The following is a 15,538-nucleotide window of genomic DNA, read 5'->3' on the forward strand; positions in this document are numbered from 1 at the left end:
TCTTTAGAGAGCTACAAAATGTGAGTTGAGAATGTATCAATGGTTTCGCATACTCAAAGAGATTGGTGCAATAGAGACATAGAGCATTCTAATTGAAAATAACGCCTTTCCTTTATGATTTTGTGGAGTTGTTCACAAATAAAGGCGAGGAATAAAATCAACGTGGAAAACCACTTTTTCTTGAGGAGGGTTACAAGTGTCCGACATCAGTCTTTTTGAAAATGCTTTAAAGCAATTTCGCAAGGCTGCGGAAGTTATGGAACTCGATCCCTGTATAGCCGAGGTTCTTTCGCACCCTAAAAGGGAGCTTACAGTCCATTTCCCAGTAAGAATGGATGATGGAAGCATTAAAGTATTCACCGGACACAGGGTCCAGCATAACATTGCAAGAGGACCAGCTAAAGGTGGTATCCGTTATCACCCAAGCGTTACTCTTGATGAAGTCAAAGCTCTCGCTTTCTGGATGACATGGAAATGTGCCGTTGTTGGGATTCCCTATGGCGGTGGTAAGGGTGGAGTTGCTGTTGATCCAGCAGAACTTTCACCAGCTGAATTAGAAAGACTCTCTCGAAGGTTCTTCTCCGAAATTCAGGTAATAATCGGTGAGGATAAAGATATACCTGCTCCAGATGTTAATACGAACCCCCAGGTCATGGCATGGTATATGGATACGTATTCCATGAATGTTGGCCATTCGGTTTTAGGAATCGTTACCGGTAAGCCGTTAGATGTTGGCGGTTCTGCTGGTAGAACAGAAGCAACTGGTAGAGGTGTCAGGGTAGTCACTGAAGAGGCTATAAACTACAACGGCCTTGATCCCAAGAACTGTACAGTTGCCGTTCAGGGATTCGGAAATGTTGGTTCTTACGCCGCAAAGCTCATAAAGGAAGAAGTTGGAAGCAAAATCATTGCTGTTAGCGATGTTTCTGGTGCTATTTATAATCCGGATGGCCTGGATATAGATGATGTTGTAGCCTACCGCGATCAAAACAATGGACTCATTAAAGGATATCCAAAGGCAACTGCAATGACAAACGAGGAACTGCTGACAATGGACGTTGACATCCTTATTCCCGCTGCTCTCGAAAACGCGATCACAATGAACAACGTTGAAGACGTTAAGGCAAAAATAATTGTTGAAGGTGCAAACGGACCTGTAACCCCAGAAGCTGAAGAGGTTCTCCTTAAAAAAGGTGTCTTCATAGTTCCGGACTTCCTGGCCAACGCTGGAGGTGTTACTGTTTCATATTTCGAATGGGTACAGGGTCTTCAGTGGTACTTCTGGGACATCGAAGATGTTAGGAAGGCACTTCATAAAATAATGCGCGATTCCTTCTACAGTGTTATCAACACGATGAGAAAGTATGACACAGATATGAGAACGGCAGCTTACATCGTTGCCATCGATAGGGTAGCAACTGCGACGAAGCTTAGAGGTATTTATCCATAAGAAAAACGAGAATCCGAGAAAACTGCTTCGCAGCGAAGATACGAATCCCTTCGGGATTGTTGCGAACTCCTTCGGAGTTGTTTCGAACCATTTCGTGGCTGTCACGAACTGCTGAGCAGTTGTCTAAATCGGCTTCGCCGATGATGCGCATCTTCGGCGGGAGGAGCAAATATCAGGTCTAGGGTTTGGAAAAACCTGAGATTAGGGAAAAAGGGGACAGTCCTCTGTTGGACAGTCCCCATTTTCTATTTCTAGGCTCTCGGCTCTCGGACTCTCGGTTCTCGTTATTTAGCTATCCGAAGAGCTTTCGTTGAAGTCTAATGTTCTCTTCACTTTCCTCTTTACATGGAACTCTAACTGATCACCTTCTTGAATATCGTCAAAGTTCAGGAATTTGATTCCGCATTCTTTGGGTGCGTCTATTCTGGAGACTTCATCTTTGTAATGTTTAAGCGACTCAATTTCACCATCGAATATCTCTTGATTGTTCCTGTATATTCTGACGAAACCTTTTTTTGTTACATAGCCATCGAGTAATTGTACACCGGCTATGCTACCAACTTTCTTTATCTTAAACACTTTTCTGATTTCGCCATGGCCAACGGTTTCATCAATTTCTTCGGGTTCCAGAAGACCTTCAAGGGCTTTTTTGAGGTCATCGATGAGATCGAAGATTACCTGATAAACGCGGATCTGAACGCCTTCCTCTTCTGCTTGTCTTCGAGCCTGGCTGTCTGGCTTTACTTTGTAACCTATAATTACGGCATCAGAAGCTGCTGCAAGCATAACGTCACTTGCGTTTATCGTACCTATTCCAAAATGAACTACCTCGATATGAACTTCTTCTGTTTCCAGTTTGGCTATCGTTTGTCTCAAAGCTTCGACAGAACCAAAGGAGTCGGACTTAAGTATGAGGTTCAGGACTTTTGTTTCGTCTTTACCACCGATACGCATGAATTCTTCCAATCTCACGTGACGCTTGCCTTTCAGTAGCTTTTCTTTCTTTTGTTTTTCCTGAGCAAAGGCCGCTACTTCTCTCGCTTGATCGAGAGAATCTACCACGTAGAGTATGGCGTGAACATCCGGTACCTCATTGAACCCTATTATCTGAACAGGGTCGCCCGGGACAGCTTTTTTAACACGCTTACCCTTTTCATCTCTCAAAGCGCGAACTTTACCGTATGTAGCTCCTGCAACGATATAGTCGCCGGCTTCCAATATCCCATCCTTAACTATAACTGTCGCAAGTGGACCAACACCTTTATCAAGCTCAGACTCGATAATAATTCCTCTAGCATTTCCTGTGGGAATACACTTTATTTCCGACATCTCGGCCACAAGCAGAATCATTTCCAGAAGTTCGTCGATACCCTGGCCTGTTTTTGCCGATATGGGAACAACTATCGTATCTCCGCCCCAATCTTCGGGAACGAGCCCGAGTTTTGAAGCAAGCTGCTGTTTGGTTGCTTCGATACTTGCATTTGGTTTGTCGATTTTATTTATGGCGACTATTATAGGAACCTGAGCGGTTTTTGCGTGGTTGTAAGCTTCAACGGTTTGAGGCATGACACCATCATCGGCCGCAACCACAAGGATGACTATATCCGTTGCTTGAGCACCTCTTGCTCTCATTTCTGTGAATGCTTCGTGGCCGGGAGTGTCTATAAAGGTTATTTTTTTTCCGTTTACCTCTACATGGTACGCACCGATTGATTGTGTGATGCCACCAACTTCTTTTTCTGCTATACTGGTTTTTCTTATTCTATCGAGAAGCGTTGTTTTTCCATGGTCAACATGACCCATAACCGTTACTACCGGGGGACGTTGTACAAGTCTGGATTCATCTTTGTATAGTTCTTCATATTTCTTCTTGAGTGCTTCCAGCGGGTCAGCCATCTCTTCTTTTTCTATTTCAAGCTTCCAACCGTATTGAGCGGCAATTTGATTAGCGTCTTCAAGTGATAATGACTGTGCGGGGCGTAATATGATCCCTTTCATAAAATGATCTTTCACGATTTTTGAAACAGGTACCCTCATTTTCTCGGCGAGTAAGTCAAGCTTCAATTCATCGGGGGTGATACGAAGGACTTTTTCCTCACCAGGGATTTTCTCCTCCTGTTTCTTTTTCTTTTTGGGAGTTTCAATTTCTTCTTCCTCTACTTCTTTTTCGGTTTTCTTCTTGGAAGAAGCTGACTTCTTAATTTTTGCTGCTTTTTCTTCTTCCTCATACAGGCCGACGATTATATTGACAATTTCATCATCTAAAACGGACATGTGACTTTTAACAGAGACTCCCAGCTCCTCCAATTCGTCTATAAGTTCCCTGGTAGTGATTTTCAATCTTTTAGCGAGTTCATAAACTCGGGTCTTCGCCATTTTTTTCACCTCCTGCTTCGGCTAATCTTACGATCTCAGCTGCGAGTTCTTCATCGGTAACTCCAACGGCTGAAAAGCTGACTTTGCCTAACGCTTTTGCCAAACTTATGCGATCAGTATTTTTCAGCAAAACAAAAGGAACCTTTTGGCTCTCACAACGCTTCAGCCAGTCTTTTTTTATAGATTCACTGGCATCGCTTGCCAGAACGAGAACTTTTTTCTTTTGTCTTCTGTTTCTGAGATACGCTCTGATTTGATCTTTACCAAAAACAATTTTTCTTGCTTTTGCCGCAAAGCCAAGCATCGCAAGAATTTTCTGTTCGTTTATTATAGAGCACCTCCAGATCTATTCGTAGTCTAAAACAATTACTTTCAAATGGAGATTTTCGACTTCTTTCCTGGAATTAAGGTTGAGCTCCTTCATTTTTTCAACATTTTCGAATTTACTTGTGAAATTCTCCAGTTCCTTTAGCTCGAATTTTAGGTTTTTTGTTTTGAAATGCATCGGAATTACAATTGATGGTTTCAACTCGTTTGCCAGATTATGGGCCTCTTTTGGTCCTATTGTGTAAATTCCTCCAACGGGAATCATAAGAATATCAGGGTGCATTAGCTTCTGTTCCAGCTCCCTGCTTAGAGATTCTCCCAGATCTCCAAGATGAACGATTCTAAACCCGTCAGGAGTTATGATTTCATAGATGATATTTGTGCCGCGTTTTTTGCCTTTGAACTCATCATGATAGGTTAGAAATCCGTTAATTCTGTATCCTTCAACGAAAAAGTGCCCCGTTTCTTTGATTAGGTTAAAATTGCCTTTTAGTAAATGATGAGCGTTGTGATCAAAGTGTTGATGGCTTTCTGTGACTATATCTGGTTCAATATCTGGAATAGCGTACCCGACACTTGAATCAAAAGGATCGGTGAGAAGTGTTTTACCTGCACTTTCTATCGTAAAACAAGCGTGACCGTGCCAGCGTATCAACATTTTCACCACCCCCACCGTAATTATAGCACGCTTCTCAAATACGGTATTGTACCAACCGTTATGAAAATTAAATGAGCTACCTTTGAAATTTGTAGCTTATTTAAATCACGAATATTTCGGGAGTTAAAGCAAAAGCGAACCAGCTATTCTCTAAAAAAGCTACCCTTTCTATCTGGTAGTTGTTCTTCATTGGATTAGTTCCAATTCTTTTAACAGGTTGCCGTGAATGTCAAACAAATTGAGCCTTATAATATCAAAGATTTCAATTAAGGCGTAAGTGCCATCTGTAGAATCTTTAGGAAGAGCTACACTTCCCGGATTCAAATAGATAGTATCTCCGATCATTTTTAGTTGCGAGATATGGGTGTGACCCGAGATAATGATCCTCGATGAATCAGGAATCTTTAGATCCCGATGGCCGTGGTAAAGAAAAGTTTCCATCCCTCTTAATGAGAAGATCTTGCTTTGCGGTAAATCATCGATTTTCATAACCATAAGGTCTACGTCGGCATCGCAATTCCCGCGAACTCCTACGAGTTTTGTTCCCAGACTCTGGAAAAGTTCAGATAGTCCAATGGGATCATAACCCTTGGGAATTCTATTTCTGGGTCCATGGTAAAGGTAATCTCCAGCATGGAGAAGAACATCAAAATCTTTGACTCTATCCAAAACTTTCTGAACGGCTGTCAATGAACCGTGGGTATCTGATATAACTAACAATCTTCTCGCTTCAACCATCTGTAATAAATCACCGCCCCTCTGCTGGTTTTTATAGATACTGAAGACGAGATGGAAATGTTGGAAACACCATAGGGTTTATCAAATGGCATTTCCTTTTCAGTAATGGAGTATTTGAATCCTTTCAATGTTACCACGGGTATTTGACTGCCAATAGGAAATATAGACCAGACCTCTTTTGTTGAAACCACGAAGGATTTTTCTTCATTATGAACTACACCGATTTCCAATTCTTCAGTTAAGATTTTCAGCTCTAGTTTTTTTGAAAAGGCATAAAGAAGCATGAGTATAGCGTAAAAATGATCAGGGCGCTCACCAGTAGCCGTTAAAAGAAGAGCGTCTTTAATCCCGCGCTTGACCAATTCATCAATGGCAAGCTCTGTGTCGGTTTCATCCTTTTCAGAAAGGAATTTCTTTATCTCAGTACCCATACTGGAACACCAGGAAAGGGTTTCTGGAGAAATGGAGTCCATATCACCAATAAGGAGATGCGGTACGATGTTCAGTCGTCTAAGGACCTCAGCTCCGGAATCGACAGCGACGATCAAATCTGCTGAATTTGCTTTTTCTCTATAAAATTTGTCGGAATGTCCATCATTCCCGCCAAGAAAAACTGCCGCTAAATTCATAGTTCACCTTTTTTGAGAAGAACGTTACGGTATTTATTAACCGTTCTTCGGGCTATTTTTATACCTATTTCATTTAGTTTTTTTGCTATCGCTGAATCGCTCAACTTTGGATTCTCTTTCAAAAGCTTGGCTATGATTTCCATGGCCTGTTCGCGTGTTTGTTCGCTACCAAAAAAGTATCTGAGCGGGAAGGTCCCTATGGGAGTCTGTACGAATTTTCCTTTCACCGCCCTGCTAATGGTTGAAACAACAACATCGAGCTTTTCAGCAATGTCTGTCATTTTTAAAGGTCTGAGGGTTTTGCAGTAACCGAGTAGAAAATCAGGATTAGTTCTAACCAGTTCTTCACCTATTGTGATCAATGTACTGCGTCTTTTTTCAAGGGCATTTACGTAAAACTCCGCCTCCTGGAATTTTTCCTTAAGGAATTTCCCTGCTTCATCCTTTTCGTTTTTTAGAAGTTCCCGATATACTTCGTCCACCCGTATGGCCAATCCGTAATCCTTTGCAGTAACAATGAATCTATTATCCACGAAATCAATGTAAAGTTCAGGCTCTATGTACATGATAGGATTTCCATCGTTGTAACCGGATGAGGGAAGTACGATTCCTTCACCGAGTTCCTTCAATTCTTCGAGCTTTTCGGCGAACAGACCGTCAAATCCGGAATCTCTGAGCTTTTTTATAACTTTTCTTATGTCGCGTTCATTCACCGCAACTTCTCTTGAAATCTCTTCGATTGACCTTTTTAACAGACCAAACTCGTTCATGTTGTCCATAAGAATTTCGAATATTTTGAATTCATCGTCCTCTAAAATGTAAAAAGCGAAATTGCGAAGCATTTCTTCAAAAGAAGGCTGCGGCCCTTCAAGACGTTCAAAGTCCCAACCGTCGAAATCGGGGTTGTAGTGCTTCGGAAAGTAAGGGGAATCACTTTTGGACTCGTAATTTTCTTCTTCGGGTGTTTCAATATCGTTTTCGTCGATTAATTTGTAATCCTCTCCCTCCAGTTCAAGTAGGGGGTTGCCATCAACAATTTCTCTGAGCTCTGTCATGAGCTCTAGTGAATTTAGTTGTAATAGTTTCAACACGTGCTGCACTTTCAAAGATAGGTGCAACTTTTGTTCGAGCTTTTGCGAAAGTTTGTGTTCAAGTTTCATGATTGCCCCCGATTTTTCCTGTAGAAGCCCTAATTGTATTAAGGTGTTTAAATATTTTAGAATAAACAGAACTCACCTGTGACGCGCTCATAGAGGCTTCATATATCTCGCACATCTCCGCAGCTTTTCCCATGAAATAGGCCCCAAGTATTGTGGCAGCTTTCATATCTATCCCCTGAGCGATAAATCCAGCAATTGTTCCTGTTAGGAGGTCTCCACTTCCCGCCTTTGCCAGACCGGTGTTTCCGGTCGTATTTAGCCAGATTTCCCCTGTATACGAACTAAAAATAGAGGTTGCTCCCTTGAGAAGAACGTTTATTTTGTTTTTCTTTGAGAACTCTTTTACAAGATCTATATTGTTTATCACTTCCTCGATTTTTCGCTCTGTGATAGATGAGAATTCACCGGGGTGGGGTGTGATGACGATATTTTCCCAGTTAATCTGATCATGGTTGAGACTTTTAAGAGCATGTATGGCATCCGCATCCACGATGACCGGGATTTTTCGTGCTGAAGATTCGATCAACAGCTCTTTAATAAGCTCAAAGGTTTCTTCTTTTCTTCCTATTCCCGGACCTATTATAACCACGTTTACCTTTGAAAGTGTAGACAGAATGCTTTCAAGATCTGTGATAGCCAGATGAGGTTTGTTACCGGCAAGGGCTATTACTTCTGGTATATTGTTTCTGACCACGCTCTGAACCTTTTCTGGAGTGAAGGTAAAAACCATACCCGCTCCCACTTTTATTGCTCCGAGGGCGGCTAATACAACTGAACCACTGTAATCCTCGCTTCCCCCTATGGTCAAGACCTTACCGAAGGTTCCCTTGTGTCCGTAAGGTGGGCGTGATGGAAGTAATTCAGAGGCTTCTTTATCGGTAAGTAGATTCAAAGAAGCCTCTTCGGTCATAAATTTCTCAGGAAAACCTATATTGATGATTTTCAATTTGCCGACAAAAGCTCTTCCGGGATAGAAGAAATGTCCGGGTTTAGCAAGACCGAACGTTACGGTAAGGTTGGCTTTAAAAGCGGTAGGACGGACCTCACCGTTTTTCCCGTCAACTCCGGAAGGAATGTCCACAGCAACCCGAAAAGCGTGAATTTTATTGACCGCCTCAAGCAACTCGACGATTTCCGATGATAAATCTCCTTTAAATCCCGTCCCATAAATCCCATCTACAAACACATCAGATTCTTTGATTTTATTCCAGTGTTTCTTCAGGTCACAGAATTTAATAACGTTTCCACCGAATCTACGAAAGAGCCGATAATTCTTTCTACAATCCTTTGTGGAAGGTTCAGCTAACATTACGGCGAAAACTTCTACACCGTTCGCTAATAAGTGCCTCCCCACAGCGTAAGCGTCACCGGCGTTGTTTCCTCTACCACACAGCAGAGTCACCTTTTTTGGCATTTTTTTCATTATTTCGTTGGCGACCGCAATCGCCGCACTTTCCATAAGCACTATTGAGGGAACACCTATTTCGATGGTCCGGCGATCTATTTTCTTCATTTCATCGGGATAAGCTATTTTCACTTTCCACACCCCCACTTAATATTAGCATTAACCCCGGCATATTTCATTTTTTGTTTCAGAGTTTTTAGGAACATGGAGATGTTATAATCGTTTGTGAGGTGTTTATAATGCGAAAAGCCTTTATATTTTTGGTTTTTTTTGTTTTTGCTACTTTGGTCTCTGTTTTTTCAGTGGAATCTGAACCGATAACGTTGTTAATAAGCGAACTCAATAGAACCCGTTCCTTTTCTACAGATGTGTCAGTTAATTTCCATATATTTGACGAAAAGGCTGCTACGCCTTCTTATTTTGATTTTAGTTTTGCTTTTAAATTTGAGACAAACGAGAATTCCGATTGGTTGATCTCCGTAACTGGTCCTGAAGAGTTGGCCGGCATTGAATTTGTTTATTTAGAAAAGGAAGAGATTTTGTTCAGCGTGATCGATGGGAACCCATGGAAACAGTACCGCACGAAGGACGATCTGTATGTTCTCGGAGGATTCCTATCAACCTTCTTCAAGGGATTGCTGGATGAAAGGAATTTTTCCTGGGTAAAGGAGAAAAAAGAAGATCTTTATCTTTACAAACTGGAACCCAACGAAGCAAAATTGAGGTTTCTTGGATTGATTGGGGGCGGGGGATATATTCCAAACATTATGAGTCTTGAACTTGCTTTGGAAGGCAAAGAAGGAAGGTTCCCTATTCCACTCTATCTAAAGATTAGCGATCGGTTGAAAAGAGAATCAATAACCATAACCTTCAAAACTTTTGATTTCGAAACGCATACGGGTATTTTTGAGAACTTGAGAAAGATTTATTATCAATCCTTTGGTGATTGACGTGGGGTTGCGCCCCGGGGGTTCACGACGTTGTCAGCAGGTAAGCACGCCAGCGCGTGGGTAAGCCTGACTTCATCAGGGTAAGCGCCTGCGGCCGGGCACGCACGCTTCGCGTGGTTGCGACTGGCTTCGCCAGTGTTACGAACTCCTGCGGAGTTGTCCCGACCGGCTCCGCCGGTGACTAGTACTTTGGAAATGCCGCACAGCGGCTCTCTCGGATTCTCGGACTCTCGGATTCTAGTGTTTTTTGTCGCAAGCGTCTATTATTCCCCCACTCCGAAGGAGTGCCTACCCCTGACTTCGTCAGGCTCACCCCCGGCGCAGCCGGGTTACCCACGCGTCAGCGTGCTTACCGGCTCCCAGACTCTCGGTTCTCGTTTTTTTGCGTACAACGCACAACGTACAACCGACAACGGTCTTTATCGCTGCGTAGCAGCCTTTCGGAATGATGAAATTAAAAAATCCCCTCCAGTTGGAGGGGATTTTTTTGGTTGGTGGCGGCGGACAGACTCGAACTGTCGACTCTGCGGGTATGAACCGCATGCTCTAGCCAGCTGAGCTACACCGCCACACAAAAAATGGTAGCGGGGGCAGGATTTGAACCTGCGACCTTTGGGTTATGAGCCCAACGAGCTGCCTGACTGCTCCACCCCGCACCGCATATCTATATTACAAAGGCCATTGGCATCATTCTCTCCCAGTGGTGCCGGGGATGGGAGTCGAACCCACACGGAGCCTTCGCTCCAACGGATTTTAAGTCCGTTGCGTCTGCCAATTCCGCCACCCCGGCGCCGTTTATTATCATAACACCTACAAAAAAGGTTGTCAAGATCCTTAGAGCTTTGTATCCACTAAAGAAGTACCGTTTCGAGGTTCGATGGCACGGATATGTCAAATTCATATTCCAGCTCTTTTGAAAGGTTCAAAAGTGCCTCTTCATCTCCGTGTACGTATACAAGTTTTGAAGGTTGGAGTTCTCTGGGAAGTGAAATCAGTTCTTCGTAGCTAGCGTGGCCAGAAAAGTTGAATTTTTTAACTGTACATCTGAGCTGAATCCTTTCCTCACCATATGAAATTTCTTCTTCTCTGCTTCTGGCGGCTTCAAGTATGGAGTAACCAATGGATTCCGGGCTCTGGTAGCCCATGAAAAAGATAGCGCTCAGGTTGTCTTGAAGGATTTCCTTTGCGAATAAATAAGATAAAGTATCTTCTATGAGCATTCCTGAGCTGAGAATGAGTATCATGGGTCTTTTGTCGTATAGAAGTGTTTTGTAATTTTTTGGAACGGTTCGGACCCTTCTTAAGATGGCATTATTAAACCACTTTTTCTTTTCCGGTGGCATGCCGGCGTATTCCTGAAGGTAGAGGTTTGTTATGATGGAAACCATGCCGTTTGTATAAACTGGAACATCCGGGATCTTTTCTTCATCCAGCATTTTTAGGATCATGTAAAGAACTTCCTGGCCTCTCCCAAGTGCAAAAACTGGCAAGAGTACGCGGCCTTTGTTTTTTAGAACTTTTTTTATTGAGAGCTCCAGCCGACGTATTTCAGAATGCCGTGTGTCGGTCGCTTCTTCCTTAAGTCCATAGGTCCCTTCAGAGATTAAAACGTCGACTTTGTCGGGCAAAACAGCAGAAGGAATTGTTAATTGGTCAGAAAGAGAGATGTCACCTGTATAGAAAATCTTCTTTCCTTTATATTCGAGCAATATAGAACTGGCCCCCATTACATGCCCGGCTGGATAAAAGGTTACGAACAGCTTTTTAGAAATCTTGAATGGTTCGTAATATTCCACTCCTATCATTCTCTTTTTAGCTTTCTTCACATCTGAATGGTTGTAAAGTATCGGCTCGCCATCTTTTTCGTTTTTCTTCTTCATTACCTCTACTGAATTGCGGAGAATCCTTACCGAAAGCTTTTTGTTTTCTCTTGAGGTTAAAACACGAACATTTGGAAAAAATTTCACAAGATGTGGTAATGATGAAAGATGATCGTAGTGAGAGTGAGATATGAAAACATAATCGAGCTTGTCTATTTCATCGATAGCTGGTAACGATTCGTAACCCTCTTTAATCGGGTGCCGACCGCAATCTATCAGGATATTCTTTCCATCAACCTGCAACAGATAACTGTTTGCTCCTATTTCTTTTCCACCACCTAATGGTACAAAACGCATACATTTCCTCCTATTTTTCGCTATGATCGAGAACCAAGAGCCGGAAATCGAGATCCGAGAATCCGAGAAAGCCGCTGCGCGGCAATTGTACGTTGTTGGTTGTACGAAAAACACAAGAGTCTCGGCTTTTATCCGCCGAAGGCGCACAGCCGTGACGAAGTCACGCACAGCGTCTGCAAGCCTCTTGTTTTTCCCCACTCCAAAGGAGTGCTTACCCCTGGCATAACCGGGCTTACCCCCAGCGTAGTTGTGCTTACCCACGCGAAGCGTGCTTACCAGCTAACAGCCTCGCAAGCGTCAATGGCGTAGCCATTCCAAGCATCAGTCAGCGAAGCTGATTCCCAGCCTCCGGAGTTTTGCTCCGCACTCATTATAACAGTTATTTGCATAACTTGAGAGAACTTTTCAAAAACCTGAGTAAGAGTGCTTTTTAAATGTTAAGGACATTATTATAATAGTATAGGTTCATGGTATCACGAAACCGGGAAAGATCAATCTGTATAAATCAATTTGAGGTTGCACCTGATAGGGGGGTAACAAAGCATGGATGGAAGCTGGGATCTTGTTATGGATTTCATGTATCTTTCTTTTCTTCTTGGTCTTTCTGCTGTCATTAAACGGAGCATTCCGGGAATGAGAAAATTACTCATTCCAAATTCAATCATCGCTGGCTTTTTAGCGGTGTTGTTTGGCCCTGATGTTCTTGGGATTTTCAACTTCAATAGCGATAATCTTGGGTTCATGATATACCATATGCTCGCAATAGGTTTTATAGCAGTTGCCTTGAAGAAAAGTAATTCAAAACTTTCCAAAACCGGGTTCAATACCGGGTTGATAATTACGATGTCTTTGACGATTCAAGCTATCGCTGGCTTTGCTGTAAGTCTATTTCTCTATTATCTTATTACAAAGGATGTATTCCCGTTAATGGGGCTTTTGTTGCCTCTTGCATTTGACCAGGGACCCGGCCAGGCCTTTTCGATAGGGTCACAATGGGAAGCACTTGGTTTTCGTTCGGGTGGGGCAATAGGGCTTGTGATGGCTACCATAGGATTTCTCTGGGCTACCATCGGAGGAATATTTCTTTTGAATATCATTGTTTTCTTTAAGAAAAAGAGCAAGCTCGTATCTGAAAAAAAGTTTATCAAAAAAAGTGTTGTTTCAACAGTAAGGGATTACGAGTTTTCGGACATAGACGGTATGACTATTCAGTTACTGGCAATTGGTATCGTTTACCTGGTTACCTTTGGTTTTATAAAATGGATAACAGCAGTTCTTGGTATCGGCGGCAACTCTTATGGCGAGACGTTTGCCCGGGTTCTCTGGGGATTACACTTTGTCGTGGGCGTGCTGTTCGCGTTTTTATTCAGGAAAGTCTACGATTTTCTAAGAAGAGATGAGAAATACACAACACAGTATCTGAATGACTTTCTTCTTCAAAGAATTGCCGGTGCGGTGTTCGACTATATGGTTGCTGCATCGATTGCAGCCATACCGCTTAAAATGGTGAAAGAGAATTTTGTTCCAATTCTTCTGATAACCACCATTGGAGGGGTTCTTACTGTTTTTTACACAATCTGGTTCAGTAAAAGAACGTACAGGGAATCGGTACTGGAAAACACCCTCGCGCTTTTTGGAATGGAAACCGGTACAATATCTACGGGTATGGCACTTCTCAGGGAGATAGACCCAAACTTTGAAAGCGGTGCGGCTGAAAATATGGTTCTTGGCAGCGGGGTGGCCTTGATTTTCGGGATTCCATTGTTGGTGATCATTAATATTCCGATTATCGGGATAAAGACGAATAATCCAACATATTTCTTCTATACTCTTCTTGCCCTTGGTGTGTATCTTTTAGCGATCTTTTTTACTTGGTATTTAAGCGTTAGGAGAAAATAAAAAACCGGGCTCTAAAGCCCGGTTTTTTATTCCATGTCTATTATATCAGTAAGTTACTCCCGCCAGGTGAAGTTCTCCACGTTTACCATCGGGTCCTTCAAAGTAAACATCTACATTATGAGTAGTGGCTGGTGAATCGCTTTCAAAGATGATAAGCCACGAAGAGGCTATATATTCAGTGATTCCGATGGCGGACAGATCGGGTTCTCCGTAAGGATCCTGATAAATGATCAAACCACCGGTTAAAAGCGCGATTTCTCTGGGATCGCCGGGGTGAGAGAAATCAGTATCAGTGGTATTGTAGTACCCGCCGGTAGATGCGACGATGTGAAGGGTAGCAAAGCCATAAAGGGCATTTATAACTTCATCTTTTGTGTATTTTGGGTCGAAGTCGTTTGAGGGGCCCCAACCACTCGGCCATTCGAGACCATCAGCGATATCACCAGTATAATGACTAAAAGCATCGGTAATAAGGATGAAAATCCTCTGAGTTCCTCTTCGCCAGGCCATATTGTTCCATGCGTACATTATGGCTCCATAGGCATTTTCAGGGCCATCAGCTCCATAACCAACACCGAGGCCATTAGCGTAACCCTCTGCTACGGTAGGATCCGACAGATTTAGAAATGCCGGGTCAAAACCTATATTATCCGAAGTATCGGCTCTTGCTGGTGCGTAATCACCGTAAGGAACGATACCAACCCTTACATCGAGACCTCCAGCCTCAAGGGCCTGAATGAAGTTAACCATGCTGTTCTTTACACCAGCTATTTCTGTGCCCATACTTCCTGTTACATCGACAATAAAGACAATGTCGGCGCCTCTTCTTTCTTCAGCTTCCTTAACCAGAGCGAATCCTTGAGCCCGATCGTCTTCAAAAACGAGGAAATTATCTGGAGTTAATCCTTCTGCGTATCCAGGTATGCTGACACGGATTTTAACCGCAAGAGGCAGATCAATAGGTGTTAAAATAGGTGCTTTATCAACACTTCCATAAATTGGAACTTCGTCACCCCAAAAATCAGGTTTTGATACCCCAAATGGATCTGGCGGAATAAGGCCAGGAAGCGTTGGAACGATGCCACAGGCTGCAAGAATTATGACTCCCAGTATTATTAAAGCCAGTTTTGTTCTCGTTTTCATTCCCATCACCTCCTCAGAACACCAGTCCGGCACCAACGTGGATGCTGTAAATGCCGGACCAACCAAAACCTATAGGACCACCGATAAGGCCTATTGAGGTCATTGCTTCAGCGAAAATGCGTATGCTACCTAACATTAAACTTGCTCCACCTTTTACGTGGAAAATCCTGTCTGAGTAAATTATGAAAGCAGGAGCCTTTATATCTGCGAGTATGATGGGACCGCCTCCAAGGTAAATTGCAAGGCCTTTGGCTAATCTAATGTTTAAAAGTAACATTGGATCAATTTCTAAAACGCTGATCTCTTTCCAGTCAAGATCCGGTACATCCGATAATGAAGATACCGGGAGAAATGCATTTACTTCGAGTCTCAGTAGACCGTTACCAAGGCCTACGCCAGCTCCTATGAACTGCCTGTTCAAACCACCAAACTCGCTTCCTGCAAGTCCGTGAAAACTGAGAGAAAAAGCATATGTGATCAAAAGAAGAACAGAAAATGTGATCAAAAGCTTTTTCATAACTTACACCTCCCTTCGAGTATGTTTGTATTTTATCAATATGCAAATATTTGACAAAGATTTTTATACACTCGAATTTGTATAAACTGTCAAGAATTGTTAACAGTTC

13 protein-coding genes and 3 tRNA genes are annotated in these 15,538 nt (G+C 42.8%); 3 read left to right on the top strand and 13 right to left on the bottom strand.

The features are described from left to right. Positions 1–196: 196 nt before the first annotated feature. A complete protein-coding gene (locus KOLE_RS07030) occupies positions 197–1,450 on the top strand; it encodes a Glu/Leu/Phe/Val family dehydrogenase (RefSeq protein ID WP_015868742.1) in 1,254 nt (417 codons plus the stop codon). A gap of 288 nt (positions 1,451–1,738) precedes the next feature. Here KOLE_RS07030 and infB read toward each other — a convergent pair whose 3' ends face one another. From infB to KOLE_RS07065, 7 genes are all read right to left on the bottom strand, one after another. After that, positions 1,739–3,826, bottom strand: coding sequence for a translation initiation factor IF-2 (infB, locus tag KOLE_RS07035; protein WP_015868743.1), 2,088 nt, complete (start codon positions 3,824–3,826; stop codon positions 1,739–1,741). After that, the gene (locus tag KOLE_RS07040) at positions 3,804–4,130 is read right to left on the bottom strand and encodes a L7Ae/L30e/S12e/Gadd45 family ribosomal protein (RefSeq protein ID WP_015868744.1); all 327 of its coding nucleotides are present in this window, start codon (positions 4,128–4,130) and stop codon (positions 3,804–3,806) included. The genes infB and KOLE_RS07040 overlap by 23 nt, the downstream gene beginning before the upstream one ends. A gap of 42 nt (positions 4,131–4,172) precedes the next feature. After that, positions 4,173–4,811, bottom strand: coding sequence for an MBL fold metallo-hydrolase (locus KOLE_RS07045; RefSeq protein WP_015868745.1), 639 nt, complete (start codon positions 4,809–4,811; stop codon positions 4,173–4,175). Positions 4,812–4,997: 186 nt separating this feature from the next. Continuing rightward, positions 4,998–5,549 carry a phosphodiesterase gene (gene yfcE / locus KOLE_RS07050; RefSeq protein WP_015868746.1) on the bottom strand — a complete coding sequence of 184 codons (552 nt, stop codon included), beginning with the start codon at positions 5,547–5,549 and terminating at the stop codon, positions 4,998–5,000. Continuing rightward, positions 5,525–6,178 carry a thiamine diphosphokinase gene (locus KOLE_RS07055; protein ID WP_015868747.1) on the bottom strand — a complete coding sequence of 218 codons (654 nt, stop codon included), beginning with the start codon at positions 6,176–6,178 and terminating at the stop codon, positions 5,525–5,527. The genes yfcE and KOLE_RS07055 overlap by 25 nt, the downstream gene beginning before the upstream one ends. After that, the gene (locus KOLE_RS07060) at positions 6,175–7,338 is read right to left on the bottom strand and encodes an RNA polymerase factor sigma-54 (protein ID WP_015868748.1); all 1,164 of its coding nucleotides are present in this window, start codon (positions 7,336–7,338) and stop codon (positions 6,175–6,177) included. Before KOLE_RS07060 ends, KOLE_RS07055 begins: the two co-directional genes overlap by 4 nt. Beyond that, positions 7,328–8,875 (bottom strand): NAD(P)H-hydrate dehydratase, encoded by a 1,548-nt coding sequence (locus KOLE_RS07065; protein ID WP_015868749.1) that lies wholly within the window; start codon positions 8,873–8,875, stop codon positions 7,328–7,330. Before KOLE_RS07065 ends, KOLE_RS07060 begins: the two co-directional genes overlap by 11 nt. A gap of 107 nt (positions 8,876–8,982) precedes the next feature. Here KOLE_RS07065 and KOLE_RS07070 point away from each other — a divergent pair, with 107 nt between their 5' ends. Then, positions 8,983–9,693 carry a hypothetical protein gene (locus tag KOLE_RS07070; protein ID WP_015868750.1) on the top strand — a complete coding sequence of 237 codons (711 nt, stop codon included), beginning with the start codon at positions 8,983–8,985 and terminating at the stop codon, positions 9,691–9,693. Between the two features lie 492 nt (positions 9,694–10,185). On the opposite strand, the gene KOLE_RS07080 is transcribed toward KOLE_RS07070, so the two are convergent. From KOLE_RS07080 to KOLE_RS07095, 4 genes are all read right to left on the bottom strand, one after another. Continuing rightward, positions 10,186–10,262 (bottom strand) — tRNA-Met (locus tag KOLE_RS07080). A 10-nt stretch (positions 10,263–10,272) separates the two neighbouring features. Further along, positions 10,273–10,349 (bottom strand) — tRNA-Met (locus KOLE_RS07085). Positions 10,350–10,394: 45 nt separating this feature from the next. Next, positions 10,395–10,483: transfer RNA gene (locus tag KOLE_RS07090), tRNA-Leu, on the bottom strand. A 61-nt stretch (positions 10,484–10,544) separates the two neighbouring features. Then, on the bottom strand, positions 10,545–11,870 hold the full coding sequence (locus tag KOLE_RS07095; protein ID WP_015868751.1) for an MBL fold metallo-hydrolase: 1,326 nt from the start codon (positions 11,868–11,870) through the stop codon (positions 10,545–10,547). Between the two features lie 543 nt (positions 11,871–12,413). Here KOLE_RS07095 and KOLE_RS07100 point away from each other — a divergent pair. Beyond that, the gene (locus KOLE_RS07100) at positions 12,414–13,769 is read left to right on the top strand and encodes a sodium/glutamate symporter family protein (protein ID WP_015868752.1); all 1,356 of its coding nucleotides are present in this window, start codon (positions 12,414–12,416) and stop codon (positions 13,767–13,769) included. Positions 13,770–13,814: 45 nt separating this feature from the next. On the opposite strand, the gene KOLE_RS07105 is transcribed toward KOLE_RS07100, so the two are convergent. Then, positions 13,815–14,912 (bottom strand): VWA domain-containing protein, encoded by a 1,098-nt coding sequence (locus tag KOLE_RS07105; protein WP_015868753.1) that lies wholly within the window; start codon positions 14,910–14,912, stop codon positions 13,815–13,817. 13 nt (positions 14,913–14,925) lie between these two features. Continuing rightward, positions 14,926–15,429 (bottom strand): hypothetical protein, encoded by a 504-nt coding sequence (locus tag KOLE_RS07110; RefSeq protein ID WP_015868754.1) that lies wholly within the window; start codon positions 15,427–15,429, stop codon positions 14,926–14,928. Positions 15,430–15,538 lie beyond the last annotated feature (109 nt).

Source organism: Kosmotoga olearia TBF 19.5.1 (assembly GCF_000023325.1).
Classification (GTDB): Bacteria; Thermotogota; Thermotogae; order Petrotogales; family Kosmotogaceae; genus Kosmotoga; species Kosmotoga olearia.

Coding starts and splice junctions, on each gene's coding strand:
- infB (WP_015868743.1), bottom strand. CDS start 3,826: ATGGCGAAGACCCGAGTTTATGAACTCGCTAAAAGATTGAAAATCACT.
- KOLE_RS07040 (WP_015868744.1), bottom strand. CDS start 4,130: ATGCTTGGCTTTGCGGCAAAAGCAAGAAAAATTGTTTTTGGTAAAGAT.
- KOLE_RS07045 (WP_015868745.1), bottom strand. CDS start 4,811: ATGTTGATACGCTGGCACGGTCACGCTTGTTTTACGATAGAAAGTGCA.
- yfcE (WP_015868746.1), bottom strand. CDS start 5,549: ATGGTTGAAGCGAGAAGATTGTTAGTTATATCAGATACCCACGGTTCA.
- KOLE_RS07055 (WP_015868747.1), bottom strand. CDS start 6,178: ATGAATTTAGCGGCAGTTTTTCTTGGCGGGAATGATGGACATTCCGAC.
- KOLE_RS07060 (WP_015868748.1), bottom strand. CDS start 7,338: ATGAAACTTGAACACAAACTTTCGCAAAAGCTCGAACAAAAGTTGCAC.
- KOLE_RS07070 (WP_015868750.1), top strand. CDS start 8,983: ATGCGAAAAGCCTTTATATTTTTGGTTTTTTTTGTTTTTGCTACTTTG.
- KOLE_RS07095 (WP_015868751.1), bottom strand. CDS start 11,870: ATGCGTTTTGTACCATTAGGTGGTGGAAAAGAAATAGGAGCAAACAGT.
- KOLE_RS07100 (WP_015868752.1), top strand. CDS start 12,414: ATGGATGGAAGCTGGGATCTTGTTATGGATTTCATGTATCTTTCTTTT.
- KOLE_RS07105 (WP_015868753.1), bottom strand. CDS start 14,912: ATGAAAACGAGAACAAAACTGGCTTTAATAATACTGGGAGTCATAATT.
- KOLE_RS07110 (WP_015868754.1), bottom strand. CDS start 15,429: ATGAAAAAGCTTTTGATCACATTTTCTGTTCTTCTTTTGATCACATAT.